We start from the raw sequence: 15,395 nt of genomic DNA, 5'->3' as shown, positions 1-15,395 counted from the left end.
CTTGGGCATCGGCGCTTTTTAACAACACATACATGATCTTTATGGCCACCATGACCATGAGACGGGCATTTCTTTTTCTTCGCATGAATGACTTCTTTCTCTATCTTTTTAAGAGCACACAATAATTTTCTCTTTCTAGAAGAACGTTCCAAATGAAGCACCTCCTTTAGATTTGTTTTATACTACGCAAGTGCTCTCGGTACGGCATGGGTTAATAGCGTACAAATGATAGATATCCACCTATAATTTCCAGAATGTACGCTAGCCCTTAAGGCATTCATCTATTGACGAATAGCAAAAACCATAGGATGAATTTCAAATTTCCATACGATGTTCATAGGCTTATTACGCAGCGTTTCAAAAAAAAAATTAGGCCTTACATGTAATGGGGGAAGCTTTCACAATCCGGGTTTAATTCATGGCATAAACTATCCATCACATGAACGAGTAAGGGAGGCATGTCAAACGCCTGCTATATAGCGAAAAATAAGCCTGGAATAACCCCCCTGAATGGTAAGGGGACAGGCTTGAATGAGGCATTTTTCCGGTGTGTAATATACCCTGGAAGAATGGCATTTCCGCCTCTAAATTTCCAAAAAAAGCGGTTAAAGGGGTTTGACTTTTCCTGAACTTCCCTTTATCATGAACACACGCTTAGTTTCCGGCATACATTTTCCGGAAAGCGGGGGAACCAGTTTCACCAGGGGCGAGTCACTTGGAATCACGAGTGTAGGGTACCATCTTACCCGAGTCCGTCAGCTAACCTCGTCAGCAGTGGATGGGTCTTTTATACATAATGGATGTTTCATAACAAAGGCCCTTTATTCTCTATAGGGGCCTTTCTCTATTTTTTGACCCCCTGCTGGCGGAGCTATGTCTAGATCCCCTGTTTGGTGGTCTTTTTGTATTCTGCTAAAGAGGAGGGGCAAGGTCGGCAAATGTTGAACCAATTGAATCGGTCAGACGGCATTGGGTTAAAGCGTGCACGGAGATGGATGAATCATCTTCCCTGAAGCCCCGACCCGTGCAAGGTATCTGAATGTCTTTATATCCAAGTTAACATATAAATTAACAAGGATTATTTCATCATGCCATTTTTTAAGAATTGCAAAGTCATAACGAAAGGTTGTGGAAAAGTTTTGAAGAAAGTCGTTGTACTGATGTTGTCATTGATTTTGGTGGTATCGCTTGCGGCTTGCGGCGACAAAGGGAGTACGCTGGATCGCGCCATAGAGCAGGGATATATCACCGTGGGTTTTGCGAATGAGAAGCCTTATGCCTATAAAGAGGCCAACGGGGAGCTGACGGGAGAAGCGGTTGAGATTGCCCGAGTTATTCTGGAACGGCTTGGGATCAAGGAAATGAGGGGAGAGCTTACGGAATTCGGTTCACTGGTTGCCGGACTGCAGGCTGAGCGGTTTGATCTCATTACCGCAGGCATGTTCATTAATCCGGACCGCTGCTCTGCCGTATTGTTTGCCGATCCGGAGTACAGCATCGGGGAAGCCATTGCGGTGAAGCAAGGGAACCCGATGGAACTCGGAAGCTATGAGGACATTGCCAAGAATGACCAGGCCAAGGTAGCCGTCATGACCGGCGCGGTCGAAATCGGCTATATGGAGAAGTCTGGTATTCCCACGGACCGGATCGTACAGGTCCCTGACCAGGCCTCGGCCATCAGCGCTCTCCAGGCAGACCGGGTGCAGGCGATTACGATGACGGGGCCGTCCCTGCAGGCGATGCTGGATTCGGCTAACGACGACAGCATCGAACGCGTGGCTGATTTCGAGCAGCCGGTCATCGACGGAGAGAGCGTTCGCGGTTACGGCGCTACGGCTTTTCGCCAAGCGGATACCGAGTTCCAGGAGGCTTACAATGCGGAGCTGCAAAAAATGAAGGAGTCTGGCGAGTTGCTCGAAATTTTGCAAGAGTTCGGGTTCACGGAAGAAGAGCTTCCGGGTGAGATGACGGCCGCCGCGCTTTGCGGGGAATAGCATGCCGAATTCTTGGATCGATTTTCTCCCTACGCTGCTTAAAGGAGCAGAGATCACGATTATCGTCGCGTTTTTTTCAGCCATACTGGCTATCGTGATGTCCTTTGCAGCCGGATTATGCCGGCTGTCGAAGCTGTGGATCGTCCGGACGTTGACAGCCGTGTACGTGGAAGTCTTTCGGGGAACCTCCTTGCTGGTGCAGCTGTTCTGGTTGTATTTTGCCCTTCCGTTCATCGGCATCGAGCTTCCGAAAATGCTGGCGGCGATCCTCGCGATCGGGCTGAACTTCGGCGCATACGGCTCGGAAATCGTTCGAAGCGCCGTGCTGGCCGTTCCGAAAGGACAGTGGGAAGCCGCCTTAGCGCTTAATCTGAAGCCTTGGCAAAGGCTGTGGAATGTGATATTGCCTCAAGCGTCCCTGCGAATGCTTCCCCCTTTCGGAAATCAGCTTGTGGAACTCATCAAATCCACCTCACTGGTTTATTTCATCACGATGGCGGATTTGACGTATCAGGCGATGGTGCTCCGCAACAATTACATCTCCTGGACGACCGAGATTCTGGTGCTGCTGCTCCTCATGTATTTTGTCATTGCTACGCTCGTCTCGCTGGCGGTTCGACTGCTGGAGCGTAAATGGACAGCGGGGAGGTTATAGCCATGTGGGACTGGAACTATGTGTGGGATATCCTGCCGCAGCTCTTGAATGCGTTAAAGATGACGGTATGGGTGACGCTCTGCGCTTTCGCGGTGGCTTTGATCATCGGATTGCTGCTTGCCTTTGCGACACGGAGCCGATTTAAGGTGTTGTCGCTCCTAACCAAAGGAATCATCGAATTTATTCGCAATACACCGCTGCTGGTTCAGGTCTTCTTCCTGTATTACAGTCTGCCGCTCCTCACGGGAATTTCCATTCCGGCTTTCTATGCCGGGGTGATCGGTCTCGGGCTGCATTACAGCACATATCTTTCCGAGGTGTACCGTTCCGGAATCGAGGGAGTGCCGAAGGGACAATGGGAGGCTGCCACAGCACTGAATTACACGAAAGCCCAAACCTGGCGGAGTATTATCCTGCCGCAAGCCGTACCGCCGATCATTCCGGTACTGGGCAATTATTTGATTGTCATGTTTAAAGAAACGCCGATTCTATGCGCCATAACGCTGGTGGAGATGATGCTGACGGCCAAAAATATCGTGTCGCAGTCGTTCCGCGCATTTGAGCCGTATACGCTGGTCGGGATTCTGTTCCTGATCATCAGTTATATCGCCTCTTTGCTTGTGCAAAGGCTGGAAAAGCGTATGAATCTGCAGCGTGGAAAATAAGGAGGGGAGTCTATTGAATGCCGTTGTGATCGATGAGCAAGCGGAAGCGCCGAAGGAGCCGCAGCAGGAGAAAAGTCTCGCTACCGCTACGGGTACAAAGCCGATTGTAAAATATACCGGCGTGACCAAGTCATTTGGTGACCTCCAGGTGCTTAAGGGCATCGATCTGGAAATGCAGCCGGGAGAAAAGGTAGCTGTGATCGGTCCGAGTGGATCGGGCAAAACGACGATGGGCCGGATGCTGATGACGCTGGAAGAACCCACCGAAGGAACCATCGAGGTGGATGGCGAGCTGCTCTGGCATATGGAGGAGAAAGGCAAGCTGGTTCGGGCCAACGAAAAGCATTTGCACCGGATGCGCTGCAATGTCGGCATGGTCTTCCAGCATTTTAATCTGTTCCCGCACATGAATGTGCTTCGCAATGTGACGGAGGCCCCGCGCAAAGTGCTGGGTTTATCCAAGGAGGAGGCGGAGGAGCGGGCCGTCTCCATGCTGGGCAAGGTCGGCTTGGCCGACAAGCTGAAGATGTATCCGTCCAATCTGTCCGGAGGTCAGAAGCAGCGGGTTGCCATCGCCAGAGCGCTGGTCATGCGGCCGAAGGTGATGGTGTTTGACGAGGTCACCTCGGCTCTTGATCCGGAGCTGGTCGGCGAGGTGCTGGAGGTCATTCGGGAGATCGCCGAAGAAGGCGAAATGGCCATGATGCTGATTACGCATGAGATGGATTTTGCGAAGGAAATCGCGGACCGGGTCATATTCGGAGCCGACGGAAGGATCGTTGAGCAGGGCACGCCGGAGGAGATATTCGATGATCCTCAGAGCGAGCGGCTGCAGAGCTTCCTGCAGCGATTCCGTTCCAACGGAAATTAGTTCTGGAAAGAGGTGATTGTATAGAATGGCTGTAAATACCGAAACCGAAATTGTTTACCGAAGACCGGAAGCAAGGGATGGCACCCGGGTGTGGGAGCTTATACGCGACACCGGATCACTTGATCTGAACTCCCCTTATTGCTACATGCTGCTTGGAGATTACTTCCATGATACCTGCATGATCGCCGAGGATGAAGGGGATATCATTGGTTTTATTTCCGCCTTCCGTTCTCCCCGCAATCCGGAGACGCTGTTCGTATGGCAAGTGGCCGTTGCAAGCTCGCACCGGAGGCAGGGGATTGCGAAGGCGATGCTGACAGGCCTCATGAACCAGAAGGCATGTCATGGCGTCCGTTTCATTGAAACGACAGTATCGCCCAGCAATATGGCGTCACGCAGATTGTTTCTCGGTTATGCCGAAGAGAAATCCATTCCGAGCACCGTAACGGTAGGTTATGGAGCCGAGATGTTTCCGGATGGCACGACACATGAAGATGAGCCGTTATTCGTGATTGGCCCCTTTTTCAATGACATTTAAACAAATGGAGGGAACTATGGACAACCAAGTCATGGAGAAACCGAAGCTTACCGTGTTTAACAAGCTGGAATCGGAAGTAAGAAGTTATTGCCGGAGCTTTCAGACCGTTTTTGACAAAGCCCGGAATGCAAAGCTGTGGGATACGCAGGGCAATGAATACATTGATTTTTTTGCGGGAGCCGGCGCTTTAAATTATGGACATAACAATGAGAAGATTCGCGAGAAGCTGGTCGACTACATCCTGAAGGACGGCGTCACGCATAGCCTGGATATGGCTACGGATGCGAAGGAAACCTTTCTGACCCGATTTCAGGAGGTCATCCTGAAGCCGCGCGGGTGGGATCACAAAGTGATGTTTCCCGGTCCGACCGGAACGAATGCCGTAGAGGCAGCGCTCAAAATCGCCCGCAAAGTGACAGGGCGCAGCACCGTTCTGTGCTTCACGAATGCCTTTCATGGCATGTCGCTGGGATCGCTGGCGGTGACCGGCAATGCCTTCAAGCGTCAAGGCGCCGGCGTGGATCTGAACCATTCGGTATTTATGCCGTATGACGGTTACTTTGGCAACGACGTGGATACGATGGCATATATGGAGAAGCTTCTGGATGATCCGGGAAGCGGCATTCCGCTTCCGGCCGCCGTGATCGTCGAGGCGGTGCAGGGGGAAGGCGGATTGAACGCCGCCAGTCGGGAATGGCTGCAGAAGCTTTCGCGCATCTGCAAGGATAAGGGGATGCTGCTTATTCTGGATGATATCCAGATGGGCTGCGGCAGAACCGGGCCGTTCTTTAGTTTTGATGATGCCGGCATTGTGCCGGATATCGTATGTCTCTCAAAATCGATTGGCGGCTTTGGCCTGCCGATGGCGATTACGCTGATCAAACCGGAGATCGATAGATGGGAGCCGGGGGAGCATAACGGTACCTTCCGGGGTAATAATCTCGGATTCGTTGCCGCGGCCGAAGCGCTGAATTATTGGAAAACAAAAGATTTTCAGCTCGATATCGGCATTCGGGAGAATCGGATCCGCCAATCATTGGAAGGCGTTGTGAAGGATTACCCACAGCTCGGCGGCGAGATTCGCGGCAGAGGCATGATTCAAGGGGTTGCTTTTGCTAAGCCGGAGCTCGCAGGAAGGCTATCCGAAATGGCCTTTGAGCAAGGACTGATTATGGAAACGTCAGGCCCGCATAGCGAGGTAGCGAAGCTGATGCCGCCGCTGACGATAGAAATGAACACATTGGCACAGGGATTGGGGATATTTGAGAACAGTATGAAACAATTAGCTGCAGAGGAGAGGTTGTCATGATTGTTAAACATTTGGAAGAGATCGTGGATACCAAGGACGATATCGATACCCAGACATGGAATTCGAGAAGGCTGCTGCTGACCAAGGATGGCATGGGCTTTTCTCTCAATGATACCCTTATCAAGGCCGGAACGGAGACGCTGATCTGGTACAAAAACCACGTCGAAGCCGTGTACTGCATCGAAGGGGAGGGGGAAATCGAGGTTATCGGGGGTAAAACCTACGCGATATCTCCTGGGATGATGTACGCGCTGGACGGTCATGAGAAGCATTATTTGAGGGCACGTTCGCAAATGCGGATGGTCTGCGTATTCAATCCGCCGCTTACCGGTGCTGAAGTTCACGATGAAGAAGGAACCTATCCGCTGCTTGCCCCAATTTCAGACTAAGGAGATGATATGCGATGAGTAATAATCATGTGTCGGCCCTTCAGGAAAAAGAACTGGACGTTTATCCTTCAAGATTGCATCCGGAGCCCCGGATCTTAAAGAGACAGGATCCTGTTGTATATTCCGAATGGACGCCGGATGCTGCATTAACGCAGGAGCAGTCCGACTTTTACGAGCGCAACGGATATTTATTTCTGGAAGGCTTCTTTGATCGGGAGGAGCTATCGCGATATCAGGAGGAGGCCCGCAGGCTGCAGATAACGGCGCGGGACTCAGAGAAGGACGAGGTGATCCGGGAGCCGGGCGGGGACGAAGTTCGGTCGGTATTTGCGGTGCATGAGAGTCATGAAGTATTCAAGCAGCTCTCCCGGCATCCGAGGCTCCAGGCGATCATGGAATATCTCTTGGGAAGCGAGACGTATATCCATCAATCGCGGATTAATTACAAGCCGGGCTTCACGGGCAAGGAGTTCTATTGGCACTCCGATTTCGAAACGTGGCATGTTGAGGACGGCATGCCACGCATGAGAGCCTTGAGCTGCTCCATTGCTTTGGAGGACAATTACCCCTTCAACGGGCCGCTTATGGTTGTGCCTGGATCGCATAAGGAATTCGTGGCCTGCATCGGCCAAACGCCGGAGAATCATTTCAAGGATTCTCTGCGCAAGCAGGAGTATGGGGTTCCGGATCATGACAGCCTGACGCGGATGGTGAAGGAAGGCGGTATCGACACGCCTGTCGGCAAAGCGGGCTCGATCGTGATTTTCGACTGCAACATTATGCACGGTTCGAACAGCAACATCACGCCGATGCCGCGGAGCAATATTTTTATGGTTTATAACAGCGTGGAGAATAAGGTCAAGCAGCCGTATTCGGGCCAGAAGCCAAGACCGGAGTATATCGCCACTCGTGATTCTCTATGATCTCGCTGCCACTTATCGGCTCCATCATCGGCATCAACGTGGTCTATGTCTCGATCTTTTCGCTGCGGCTGATTCTGATGATCAAAGGCAGAAGGGGGATCGCCTCCCTTCTGGCCATGCTCGAGGTATTCGTCTACTTGCTCGGCCTCAATCTTGTCCTGCAAAATCTGGACAATCCCTTTAATATGGCGGCCTATTGCCTGGGCTTTGGCCTCGGTGTATATGCCGGCAGCCGGATTGAGGAGTATTTGGCGCTTGGATATATCGTGGTACAGGTCATTGTCAATTCCGTTGAGACGAACCTGGCGATGAACCTGCGGGAGAAGGGATATGGCGTGACCGCCTGGGAAGCGGATGGCAAGGATGGCAAACGGCTCGTGCTTCAAGTTCTCGTGAAACGGAAGAACGAGCGGCGGTTGATGGAGTCACTATCCAAAATGTCGCCGCAGGCGTTCATTATCTCCCATGAACCGAAAAGCTTTAAAGGCGGATTCTGGGTACGATTGACGGAAGGACGCAAATTGTAGCGCGCCTTTAATAGGATACAGGAAAGCCTGCTTCGGAACCCGGTTCTGAAGCAGGCTTATTTCGGTGCGGCATTTGTCTGCATGCTAACAGGGGGGAATTTCCGGATCAGGGACGATTGCCGATATGCAGTGAGTCATTTAGGTAAGAACCAACTCCGGTTCACTCTGGTACCAAAAAAAAGCGTAGTCGGTCATCGCAGAGGAGCTTCCGAGCTGCCGCAGCATGGCGGCAATATTTCCACGATGGTAGGTGCCGTGGTTCACGACATGCAGTATGATCTCGGATAGGCGAGTATCCCGGATGCCGGCATAAGGATTATCCAATCGGATCATCTGCTCCATATCAGGCTGCTGGCGGAGAAAGGCCGTGAATCGCTCTGATAGTTCGATAAACCGGAGGTTTAGATCCTCCAGTGAAATGGCCTCAAGCTCCTCCCGAAGCTGGAAGGCTTCTGCTAAAGCAAGGTTCATGTCCATCCCGGATAAAATGTTCATCCATCCGAAATCCGCCGTGTAGATGTGAATCAATGCTTCGGATACGGTTGGGAAAATGCTCGTTATTTTCCGATTGTACAATTCGCCCGGCAGCTCCAGCAGACGGTTGAATATCGCTTGGTTGGCCCATACATGGTATTCATACATTTTTACAGGATAGTTCATCGTGATCGTCCCCTTTGGCTTCGTGTTTTTTGCTTTCTTGGGAACATTGTAAATAAAAAAGTATGACAGCGGACTGTCATACTTTTGCGTAAACCTGCAGCATTTTTTCTAATTTGGATTGCATGCGCGTCCTTAAGTCAGCGGGCTCGATGATCTCGATATCCTCGCCAAAGCTCAGCAGGGTAGACCAGAACCACCAGGAATCCGGATGTTCGACCCTGAACGTGAGACGGAGCGAGCCGTCATCATGAAATTCCCGCTGTACATCATAGAATTGATCCATCGCTTTGGCCAAGGCACGGGGGGATACGTGAAGGATCACTTCTATCGCATCGGGTGAAGGTTCCCAGCTGTGCTGCTCCCCTCGGTGGAATGGATTCTGCTCTTGAAGATGGGACCCGTGCGTGTGCTCCTCCGAATGCTGGTGCTGAAAGGGCTCGGCGGACGTGGAAAGCTCCGACATTCTCGAAATGCGGAATTCGCGGTAATCGGCCCTTGTTCTGCAGAAACCGTACAGATACCAGGATCCGAATTTATACATGAGTCGCAAGGGCTCGACTTTACGGTGAATGCGTTCATTCTTGGCGCTTATGTATTGAAAGGAGATCACATGTTTATCGGTAATGGCGCGGCGAAGAAGACGGAGGATTTCGTTGTAAGAGCGCCAGCTCCCGATATCCATGGACAATCCCTGCGATGCGGAATTGGCGGAACGATCAATGGTCTGCAGACGCTGAATGGTATCCATGGCCCGTTCATCCTCAAACACCGTTGACATGCTGTGCAGGATGGTGATCAGGGCGCTGACATCGTAGGAGCCGAGCAAGCTTTTGTCCATCTTGTATTGCTCCATAATGCCATACCCGCCGTTCACCCCTTGGTACGATACAACCGGTATGCCGGCTGCGCAGATCGCATCGATGTCGCGGTATATGGTTCGCTGAGACACGTTATATTTCTCTGCCAGGGCAGACGCCGACAGAATCTCGTTGTTCAGCAGCATGTAAATCATGGATATGAGCCGCTCCAGTTTCATCGGTACACTCTCCTATCATAATTGGATCTATTCTCCAATGATTCCGTATTATATCATAGGTTTTATTAAGTAAGGAGAGGAGATACAGATGAGTCGGAAAATGAAATCTCTACTATGGTTAACGAGAAGGAATATATTGCAGGGATCGTTCATGCGGAGTGGCGGATCCTGAGCGACTTTTGTTCCATTCCCGCCTCTTTTGCCGTACAATATAAGGGAATTCCATAATACAAGGAGTGTGAGCCTCATGGCCCGTACCAAAACGCAAAAAGCGCTCCGCAAAGCGGAACGTGCCGGAACATGGTCAGCCGTCTCGATGAGAAAGACCAACGAAGATTACAGTGCGCTGTCACAGCATGTGAGAGTGAAGCCGACCAAACAGGAACAATGGAATAAGATCAAACACAGAAAGCGGATCGGAGACGATGGCGCTTTTTTTGTTGGTTTCGGAGGATGTGATATAGTACGCTAGAGAGGTTAGTTCAGGATGGAGGTTTATGATGGCGAAGCAAAAATATTATGTAGTCTGGGTAGGTAAAGTGCCCGGAATTTATACAAGCTGGGGCGACTGCCAGCAGCAGGTCAATCAGTTTACAGGCGCGAAGTTCAAGGCGTTCGAATCCCGGAGCGAAGCGGAACAGGCTTATGCGGCAGGCTATAAAAATTACTGGGGGCAGCAGTCCGGAAGCAAATCGGGCAGCTCTGGCTCCAAAAACTACAAGCGAAGCAGCCCATCTGCCGCGGACGAACCGGGCGAGATCGATTACGACAGCATTTCCGTAGATGTCGGGACGCGGGGAAACCCCGGACCCGTTGAGTACAAAGGCGTGGATACGCAGACGGGAGATATTCTGTTCTCGTGCGGACCGATTTCGAAGGGGACGAACAATCTCGGCGAGTTTCTGGCTATCGTTCACGCGCTGGCTTACCTGAAGAAAATCGGCAGCACCAAGACGGTGTACAGCGATTCCATGAATGCGCTCAAATGGCTGAAGCAGAAGAAGGTGGTCTCCACGCTGCCGCGCGATGCGTCCACCAAAGAGATCTGGGATCTGGTGGACCGGGCCGAGCACTGGCTTCGAACCAATACATATGAGAACAAGGTGCTGAAATGGCAAACGAAGAGCTGGGGAGAGATAAAGGCCGATTACGGACGCAAATAAATGAGGGATAGCAGAAGGAAACCGTTCAAAGTTGTATCAAGCCGTAGGTTTGATATCGACGTTTTTGTTGCCACTGGGCGGCACCCTTACAATTATAAAGCGAAGACAGGGAGGGCTTCCCTGTTTTCGCTTTTTTTTGATACTCCATTGATTTAGGGCTCGAATGCAAAAAAGTCCAAATCGAAGCATGTGGATAATTCAAACGAAGGACGCTTGCTTCACATCCAAAGGACTGTGCATAACATGATGAATGAGTTCGTTATACACAGAGTTATAAACATTATCCCCGTTCGTTCCGCATACATCCAATTTCGATCTTATATTTCATGGAAGTTATCCAGCGTTTGTGAACAAATGTGGAGAAGTGCAAGCATAACTCCCCTTTAAACTCGAGGGAGGAGACGGTTATCCCCAAGGCCGGAGGTCAGGCGCAACGCTTGCTGTGGATCTATTCACGATACGATGACCTTTATACCGGGAGCCAGCGACGAGCACGTTTAACCTTATTCCTTCTCACGGACCTGCTTATAGTATTGATTGGGGGACATGCCGACGTATTTTTTGAACACCTTGCTGAAATAAAACGGATCCTCCAGGCCGGTTAGATACCCGATCTCTCCGAAACTGAGGTGCGTGGCCTCGATTAATTCCTTCGCATGATTGATTCGTACCTGATTCACATATCGCATGATCGTATGTCCGGTAAGCTTGGCAAACACCCGATTGATGTAATCATAGTTGCATTCGAAGCGCTGTTCGATATCCGAGCTGATGATTTTCTCGGCGTAATGTTCATGGATGTAGTCAAGGAGCGCATGCACCTTCATATAGGACTTGGTGTGCGGGCTGTTCTTCTCCAGCTCATCGAATAGGCTCTCGCGGGACAGCTCGATCAGCATTTCCATGAATTTGAGTGCGGTCAAACTGCGGTTAAAGTGCTTTCGTCTGTACAGCTGCAGCATTTCGCCAAGAGCATGGTACATATGATGAAGGCTTTTTTTCTGGGTTAGCGTGCAGATCTTGGGGAAATATAGCTGTCTGTTGTCATCCTTGCCGGTCGTCTGGTTCTCGCCCATGATCCATTGTTTGGCCAGCAAGGATAAGGGGCGCTCGGGCGCATGATGAATATCGGGGTGTTCAAAATGAATATAGTAGTAGTCGCAGGGATGTTTCTGGGTTCCCTCGTGGTCCAGATGCGGTTCAAGGACCAGCAAGTCGCCTTTCTTGAGCACATGGGAAACGCCGTTCTCCCGCATATGAAGCTCGCCGCTCTTCACGAAATACAGAATATACTCGTGTGTGTTCCGCTTGAAATGAATCCAGGGGTTCTTGTAGGAGACAAATCCCATCAGTTTGATTCTTGGCACATAGTCCGCGTTCATCGATAGCACGAATTCCACCCTCTCCCCAAAAAAACGTGAAGTCGTTTTTGTACAAAAAGAGTAACTTTCACACATTCCCGTTCATTGTAACACAGCCTATACTTGGGATGAATGTATAAGAGGTCTTACGGACGTCTTTCCGCGGAGATCAGCTGCAGGCTTTTATCTGATGTGGTTAACGGCAATGGTCATGCACTGGATACAACGTTACGGGGATGCAAACAAGAACCAGAGAACGACGGTTTCCAGCTGGACGGAAGAGCGTAGGATATTAATTAATATTAAAGGAGGCCATACTCTTGGCTACTATCAATGTAACGGTATGGAATGAATACCGGCACGAGAGACATAATGAACAGATCGCAAAGATTTACCCCGAAGGCATCCACCGGACGATTGCTGATTTTCTGGAGAAGGACACACAATTTGACGTACGCACGGCCGTGCTGGATGATCCGGAACACGGATTAACAGATGAAGTACTTGCTTCAACGGACGTCCTGATCTGGTGGGGTCATGTGGCTCACGGCGAAGTACGGGATGATATCGTGGAAAAAGTGCGCCAGCGCGTATTGGACGGCATGGGGATCATCGTGCTGCATTCCGGCCACGGCTCGAAGATTTTCCAGCGCCTTCTCGGCACCAACACAGGCGCACTGAAATGGCGCGATGACGGTGAGAAGGAACGGTTGTGGGTCATTGATCCCAGCCATCCGATCGTTAGCGGACTTGGAGAATATATCGAGGTTCCGCAGGAGGAAATGTACGGGGAGCGCTTTGAGATCCCGGCACCGGATGAACTGGTGTTTGTCTCCTGGTTCGAAGGCGGGGAGGTATTCCGCAGCGGCTGCTGCTACAAGCGCGGACGCGGGAAGCTGTTCTATTTTAGACCGGGTCATGAAGCATTCCCTACTTACCATCAACCTGAAATTCAACAGGTAATTACCAATGCCGTCGCCTGGGCGGCGCCGATCCAAGGCGCCAAGACCTCCTATGGCCGGGTATCTCCGCTCGAATACGTTCAGCCGGTATAGGCCGATCCCTTGCAAGCGTCCGTCGTCAACGTTGTATTGCCTGAGATGTCAGGAATACGACCGTTGATCGGGCGCTTGTTTATTTTGATCATAACGGCGGCTATCGAAATCCGCCTAAGAACAATGTATAATGTACCCAATTCGGTTACGACATAAATAAAAGTGGGTTGGATCATGGATCAGGATAAACAGCGCCTTAGCATCGAGGCAGCAAGATTGTATTATATGTCGGATTACAGCCAGCAGGATATCGCGACAAAGCTCGGCGTTTCACGTCCTACGGTCTCCAGGCTTCTTCAGCACGCCAAGGAGCAGGGCTACGTGCAGATCAGCATTGTGGACCCTCTCGAGGACCTGGACGCTTTGGGCGAAAGGGTGAAGAAGGAGTACGGATTGGAACAGGTGCTGGTGAGTTACTCTCCCATCAATGAATACCGCGAAATCCAGAAGCATATCAGCAAAAGGGCGGCCGATTACCTGCATGAAACGGTCCAGGATGCCGATATTATCGGCGTAACCTGGGGAACGACCATGCATGCCGTGGCGCTTCAGCTGCAGCAGAAGCCCGTTCGGGGCGTCGAGGTCGTGCAGTTGAAGGGCGGCGTCAGCCATTCGCATGTGAACACGTATGCCGCAGAGATCGTCAATCTTTTTGCCGAGGCATACCACACGATGGCGAGATATTTGCCGCTGCCCGTCATCTTTGACACCACCGAGCTGAAAGAAATGGTGGAGAGGGACCGGCATATCCAGCGGATTATCCAATTAGGCAAACAAGCCAACATCGCCATATTCACGGTGGGTACCGTTCATGAGGACGCGCTGCTGTTCAGGCTCGGCTATCTTAGCAAGGAAGAACAGAAACTGCTGCAGCGGATCGGCGCGGGCGATATTTGCTCCCGTTTTTTTGATGCGGAGGGCACGGTGTGCAGCGAGGATATTAACAATCGTACGGTAGGCATCGATTTGGATGATCTCAGGCACAAGGAGAAATCCATTCTCGTGGCAGGCGGGCAGCGAAAGGTAGATGCCATTCGAGCTGCGCTGATCGGCAAGTATGCAAACATCCTGGTGACGGACCAGTTTACGGCGCAAGCCTTGTTATCATGAAATGCTCAACTTGATTTGGATATTTTATAGACACCTCGTTTTAGGGAGATTAGAAGCCGTTACAGCTTCGCGCTCTCCTGGATGAGGTGTTTTTTAATGCGTTAAAAATAGCTGTCATAACAGGAAACGGGTCTTATTATCTGATTATGTTTACCCTGATCGGGTATAGAGCATAGTAAACGTAGTGAATTGTTAGATTATTCCTGAATGATCAATTGTCGTTTTAGTCAACAATGATAAATATCATTGCCATAAATCGGAATGAACATATTTTCAATATGTGTTTTACATATGTTCAAGGCTGTGATATGATGGTCCCGTCTAAAGGATTAAGCGTTATGATAGCGCTTTTACAAGATTATTAAAAAACAGTTTAAGGAGTGTTTTAACCAGATGAATATAGCAGGAATGATCGACCACACGCTCTTGAAGGCGGATGCAACCCAAGCCGAGATTACGAAAATTACAGAAGAGGCCAAAAAGTACGAGTTTGCTTCGGTTTGTGTGAACCCGACTTGGGTATCCTACTGTGCTGAGCAGCTGGCGGACACCAACGTCAAAGTATGCACGGTTATCGGTTTCCCTCTGGGAGCTGCAACATTCGCGGTAAAAGCTTATGAAGCGAAGGACGCTATTGCTAACGGGGCTACGGAGGTTGATATGGTCATCAACATTGGAGCGCTCAAAGATCGCAATGATGAGCTCGTGTTGAAAGATATCCAAGCTGTAGTGGATGCAGCTAAAGGCAAAGCCCTGGTTAAAGTCATCATTGAGACAAGCCTTCTGACGGAGGAAGAAAAGGTTCGTGCATGCAAGCTGTCCGTGCAAGCGGGAGCCGACTTTGTGAAGACGTCAACAGGGTTTTCGACTGGCGGGGCGACGCCGGAAGACGTAGCCTTGATGCGCAAAACCGTTGGCGAGAACATCGGCGTGAAGGCTTCCGGCGGCGTGCGCAGCAAGGAAGATATGGACCGCATGATCGAAGCGGGGGCCACACGGATCGGTGCCAGCTCCGGCGTGAAAATTATGGAAGGCGGCCAATCCAGCTCTTCCTACTAAATGCTTTTGTGAATATCCGGTTTTCGATGATTCTATAGCCGTGTCATATCAAAAAAATCACCTATGGGGGAACAACGACG

Annotated in this window: 17 protein-coding genes and 1 riboswitch; of the genes, 14 read left to right on the top strand and 3 right to left on the bottom strand. The window is 50.7% G+C overall.

Features of this window, described 5'->3' with window-relative positions:
• Positions 1-641: 641 nt before the first annotated feature.
• Positions 642-789: riboswitch (cyclic di-AMP (ydaO/yuaA leader) on the top strand.
• A 350-nt stretch (positions 790-1,139) separates the two neighbouring features.
• From ehuB to ACETK5_RS30730, 9 genes are read left to right on the top strand one after another with little or no spacing between them, the layout of a single operon-like run.
• Positions 1,140-1,994: an ectoine/hydroxyectoine ABC transporter substrate-binding protein EhuB gene (ehuB, locus tag ACETK5_RS30770; protein WP_100541528.1), complete on the top strand. Its 855-nt coding sequence runs from the start codon at positions 1,140-1,142 to the stop codon at positions 1,992-1,994.
• Position 1,995: 1 nt separating this feature from the next.
• Positions 1,996-2,649, top strand: coding sequence for an ectoine/hydroxyectoine ABC transporter permease subunit EhuC (gene ehuC, locus ACETK5_RS30765; protein WP_100541402.1), 654 nt, complete (start codon positions 1,996-1,998; stop codon positions 2,647-2,649).
• 2 nt (positions 2,650-2,651) lie between these two features.
• Positions 2,652-3,314 (top strand): ectoine/hydroxyectoine ABC transporter permease subunit EhuD, encoded by a 663-nt coding sequence (gene ehuD, locus ACETK5_RS30760; RefSeq protein WP_100541403.1) that lies wholly within the window; start codon positions 2,652-2,654, stop codon positions 3,312-3,314.
• Between the two features lie 13 nt (positions 3,315-3,327).
• Positions 3,328-4,185: an ectoine/hydroxyectoine ABC transporter ATP-binding protein EhuA gene (ehuA, locus tag ACETK5_RS30755; RefSeq protein WP_100541404.1), complete on the top strand. Its 858-nt coding sequence runs from the start codon at positions 3,328-3,330 to the stop codon at positions 4,183-4,185.
• Between the two features lie 25 nt (positions 4,186-4,210).
• Positions 4,211-4,723 carry a diaminobutyrate acetyltransferase gene (ectA, locus tag ACETK5_RS30750; protein WP_100541405.1) on the top strand — a complete coding sequence of 171 codons (513 nt, stop codon included), beginning with the start codon at positions 4,211-4,213 and terminating at the stop codon, positions 4,721-4,723.
• Positions 4,724-4,739: 16 nt separating this feature from the next.
• Entirely contained in the window at positions 4,740-6,032 is a 1,293-nt protein-coding gene (ectB, locus tag ACETK5_RS30745) for a diaminobutyrate--2-oxoglutarate transaminase (RefSeq protein ID WP_100541406.1), read from the top strand.
• Entirely contained in the window at positions 6,029-6,421 is a 393-nt protein-coding gene (locus ACETK5_RS30740; protein WP_100541407.1) for an ectoine synthase, read from the top strand. Before ectB ends, ACETK5_RS30740 begins: the two co-directional genes overlap by 4 nt.
• Positions 6,422-6,435: 14 nt before the next feature.
• The gene (thpD, locus tag ACETK5_RS30735) at positions 6,436-7,344 is read left to right on the top strand and encodes an ectoine hydroxylase (RefSeq protein ID WP_100541408.1); all 909 of its coding nucleotides are present in this window, start codon (positions 6,436-6,438) and stop codon (positions 7,342-7,344) included.
• Positions 7,341-7,871 (top strand): DUF2179 domain-containing protein, encoded by a 531-nt coding sequence (locus ACETK5_RS30730; protein WP_100541409.1) that lies wholly within the window; start codon positions 7,341-7,343, stop codon positions 7,869-7,871. The genes thpD and ACETK5_RS30730 overlap by 4 nt, the downstream gene beginning before the upstream one ends.
• Before the next feature lie 138 nt (positions 7,872-8,009).
• On the opposite strand, the gene ACETK5_RS30725 is transcribed toward ACETK5_RS30730, so the two are convergent.
• Both ACETK5_RS30725 and ACETK5_RS30720 read right to left on the bottom strand, forming a co-directional pair.
• Complete coding sequence (locus ACETK5_RS30725) at positions 8,010-8,531, bottom strand: DinB family protein (protein ID WP_394059618.1); 522 nt, start codon at positions 8,529-8,531, stop codon at positions 8,010-8,012.
• 76 nt (positions 8,532-8,607) lie between these two features.
• Positions 8,608-9,567 (bottom strand): helix-turn-helix transcriptional regulator, encoded by a 960-nt coding sequence (locus ACETK5_RS30720; RefSeq protein WP_100541411.1) that lies wholly within the window; start codon positions 9,565-9,567, stop codon positions 8,608-8,610.
• Between the two features lie 247 nt (positions 9,568-9,814).
• Between ACETK5_RS30720 and ACETK5_RS30715 the strand changes: the two genes are divergently transcribed.
• Positions 9,815-10,039: a hypothetical protein gene (locus ACETK5_RS30715; protein ID WP_326097788.1), complete on the top strand. Its 225-nt coding sequence runs from the start codon at positions 9,815-9,817 to the stop codon at positions 10,037-10,039.
• Positions 10,040-10,067: 28 nt separating this feature from the next.
• Positions 10,068-10,730, top strand: a complete 663-nt coding sequence (gene rnhA / locus ACETK5_RS30710) for a ribonuclease H (RefSeq protein ID WP_100541413.1) — start codon at positions 10,068-10,070, stop codon at positions 10,728-10,730.
• A gap of 503 nt (positions 10,731-11,233) precedes the next feature.
• Here rnhA and ACETK5_RS30705 read toward each other — a convergent pair.
• The gene (locus tag ACETK5_RS30705) at positions 11,234-12,112 is read right to left on the bottom strand and encodes an AraC family transcriptional regulator (RefSeq protein WP_394059625.1); all 879 of its coding nucleotides are present in this window, start codon (positions 12,110-12,112) and stop codon (positions 11,234-11,236) included.
• Between the two features lie 299 nt (positions 12,113-12,411).
• Between ACETK5_RS30705 and ACETK5_RS30700 the strand changes: the two genes are divergently transcribed.
• The 3 genes from ACETK5_RS30700 (at position 12,412) to deoC (ending at position 15,315) form a co-directional block, all read left to right on the top strand.
• Complete coding sequence (locus tag ACETK5_RS30700; RefSeq protein ID WP_100541414.1) at positions 12,412-13,146, top strand: ThuA domain-containing protein; 735 nt, start codon at positions 12,412-12,414, stop codon at positions 13,144-13,146.
• A gap of 174 nt (positions 13,147-13,320) precedes the next feature.
• Positions 13,321-14,256: a sugar-binding transcriptional regulator gene (locus ACETK5_RS30695; RefSeq protein WP_100541415.1), complete on the top strand. Its 936-nt coding sequence runs from the start codon at positions 13,321-13,323 to the stop codon at positions 14,254-14,256.
• A 393-nt stretch (positions 14,257-14,649) separates the two neighbouring features.
• Positions 14,650-15,315: a deoxyribose-phosphate aldolase gene (gene deoC / locus ACETK5_RS30690; protein WP_394059617.1), complete on the top strand. Its 666-nt coding sequence runs from the start codon at positions 14,650-14,652 to the stop codon at positions 15,313-15,315.
• The last annotated feature ends 80 nt before the right edge of the window (positions 15,316-15,395 follow it).

Source organism: Paenibacillus ilasis, assembly GCF_043195395.1.
Taxonomy (GTDB): Bacteria; Bacillota; Bacilli; order Paenibacillales; family Paenibacillaceae; genus Paenibacillus_AQ; species Paenibacillus_AQ lautus.
The sequence above is the reverse complement of the archived record's forward strand: the minus strand, read 5'-3'. Positions and strand labels throughout refer to the sequence as shown.

Excerpts from the sequence above, each read along its gene's own strand:
- ACETK5_RS30695 (WP_100541415.1), top strand. The coding sequence starts at position 13,321 with ATGGATCAGGATAAACAGCGCCTTAGCATCGAGGCAGCAAGATTGTAT.
- ectB (WP_100541406.1), top strand. The coding sequence starts at position 4,740 with ATGGACAACCAAGTCATGGAGAAACCGAAGCTTACCGTGTTTAACAAG.
- thpD (WP_100541408.1), top strand. The coding sequence starts at position 6,436 with ATGAGTAATAATCATGTGTCGGCCCTTCAGGAAAAAGAACTGGACGTT.
- ACETK5_RS30740 (WP_100541407.1), top strand. The coding sequence starts at position 6,029 with ATGATTGTTAAACATTTGGAAGAGATCGTGGATACCAAGGACGATATC.
- ectA (WP_100541405.1), top strand. The coding sequence starts at position 4,211 with ATGGCTGTAAATACCGAAACCGAAATTGTTTACCGAAGACCGGAAGCA.
- ehuD (WP_100541403.1), top strand. The coding sequence starts at position 2,652 with ATGTGGGACTGGAACTATGTGTGGGATATCCTGCCGCAGCTCTTGAAT.
- ehuC (WP_100541402.1), top strand. The coding sequence starts at position 1,996 with ATGCCGAATTCTTGGATCGATTTTCTCCCTACGCTGCTTAAAGGAGCA.
- ACETK5_RS30705 (WP_394059625.1), bottom strand. The coding sequence starts at position 12,112 with ATGAACGCGGACTATGTGCCAAGAATCAAACTGATGGGATTTGTCTCC.
- ACETK5_RS30725 (WP_394059618.1), bottom strand. The coding sequence starts at position 8,531 with ATGAACTATCCTGTAAAAATGTATGAATACCATGTATGGGCCAACCAA.
- ACETK5_RS30715 (WP_326097788.1), top strand. The coding sequence starts at position 9,815 with ATGGCCCGTACCAAAACGCAAAAAGCGCTCCGCAAAGCGGAACGTGCC.
- rnhA (WP_100541413.1), top strand. The coding sequence starts at position 10,068 with ATGGCGAAGCAAAAATATTATGTAGTCTGGGTAGGTAAAGTGCCCGGA.
- ACETK5_RS30730 (WP_100541409.1), top strand. The coding sequence starts at position 7,341 with ATGATCTCGCTGCCACTTATCGGCTCCATCATCGGCATCAACGTGGTC.
- deoC (WP_394059617.1), top strand. The coding sequence starts at position 14,650 with ATGAATATAGCAGGAATGATCGACCACACGCTCTTGAAGGCGGATGCA.
- ACETK5_RS30720 (WP_100541411.1), bottom strand. The coding sequence starts at position 9,567 with ATGAAACTGGAGCGGCTCATATCCATGATTTACATGCTGCTGAACAAC.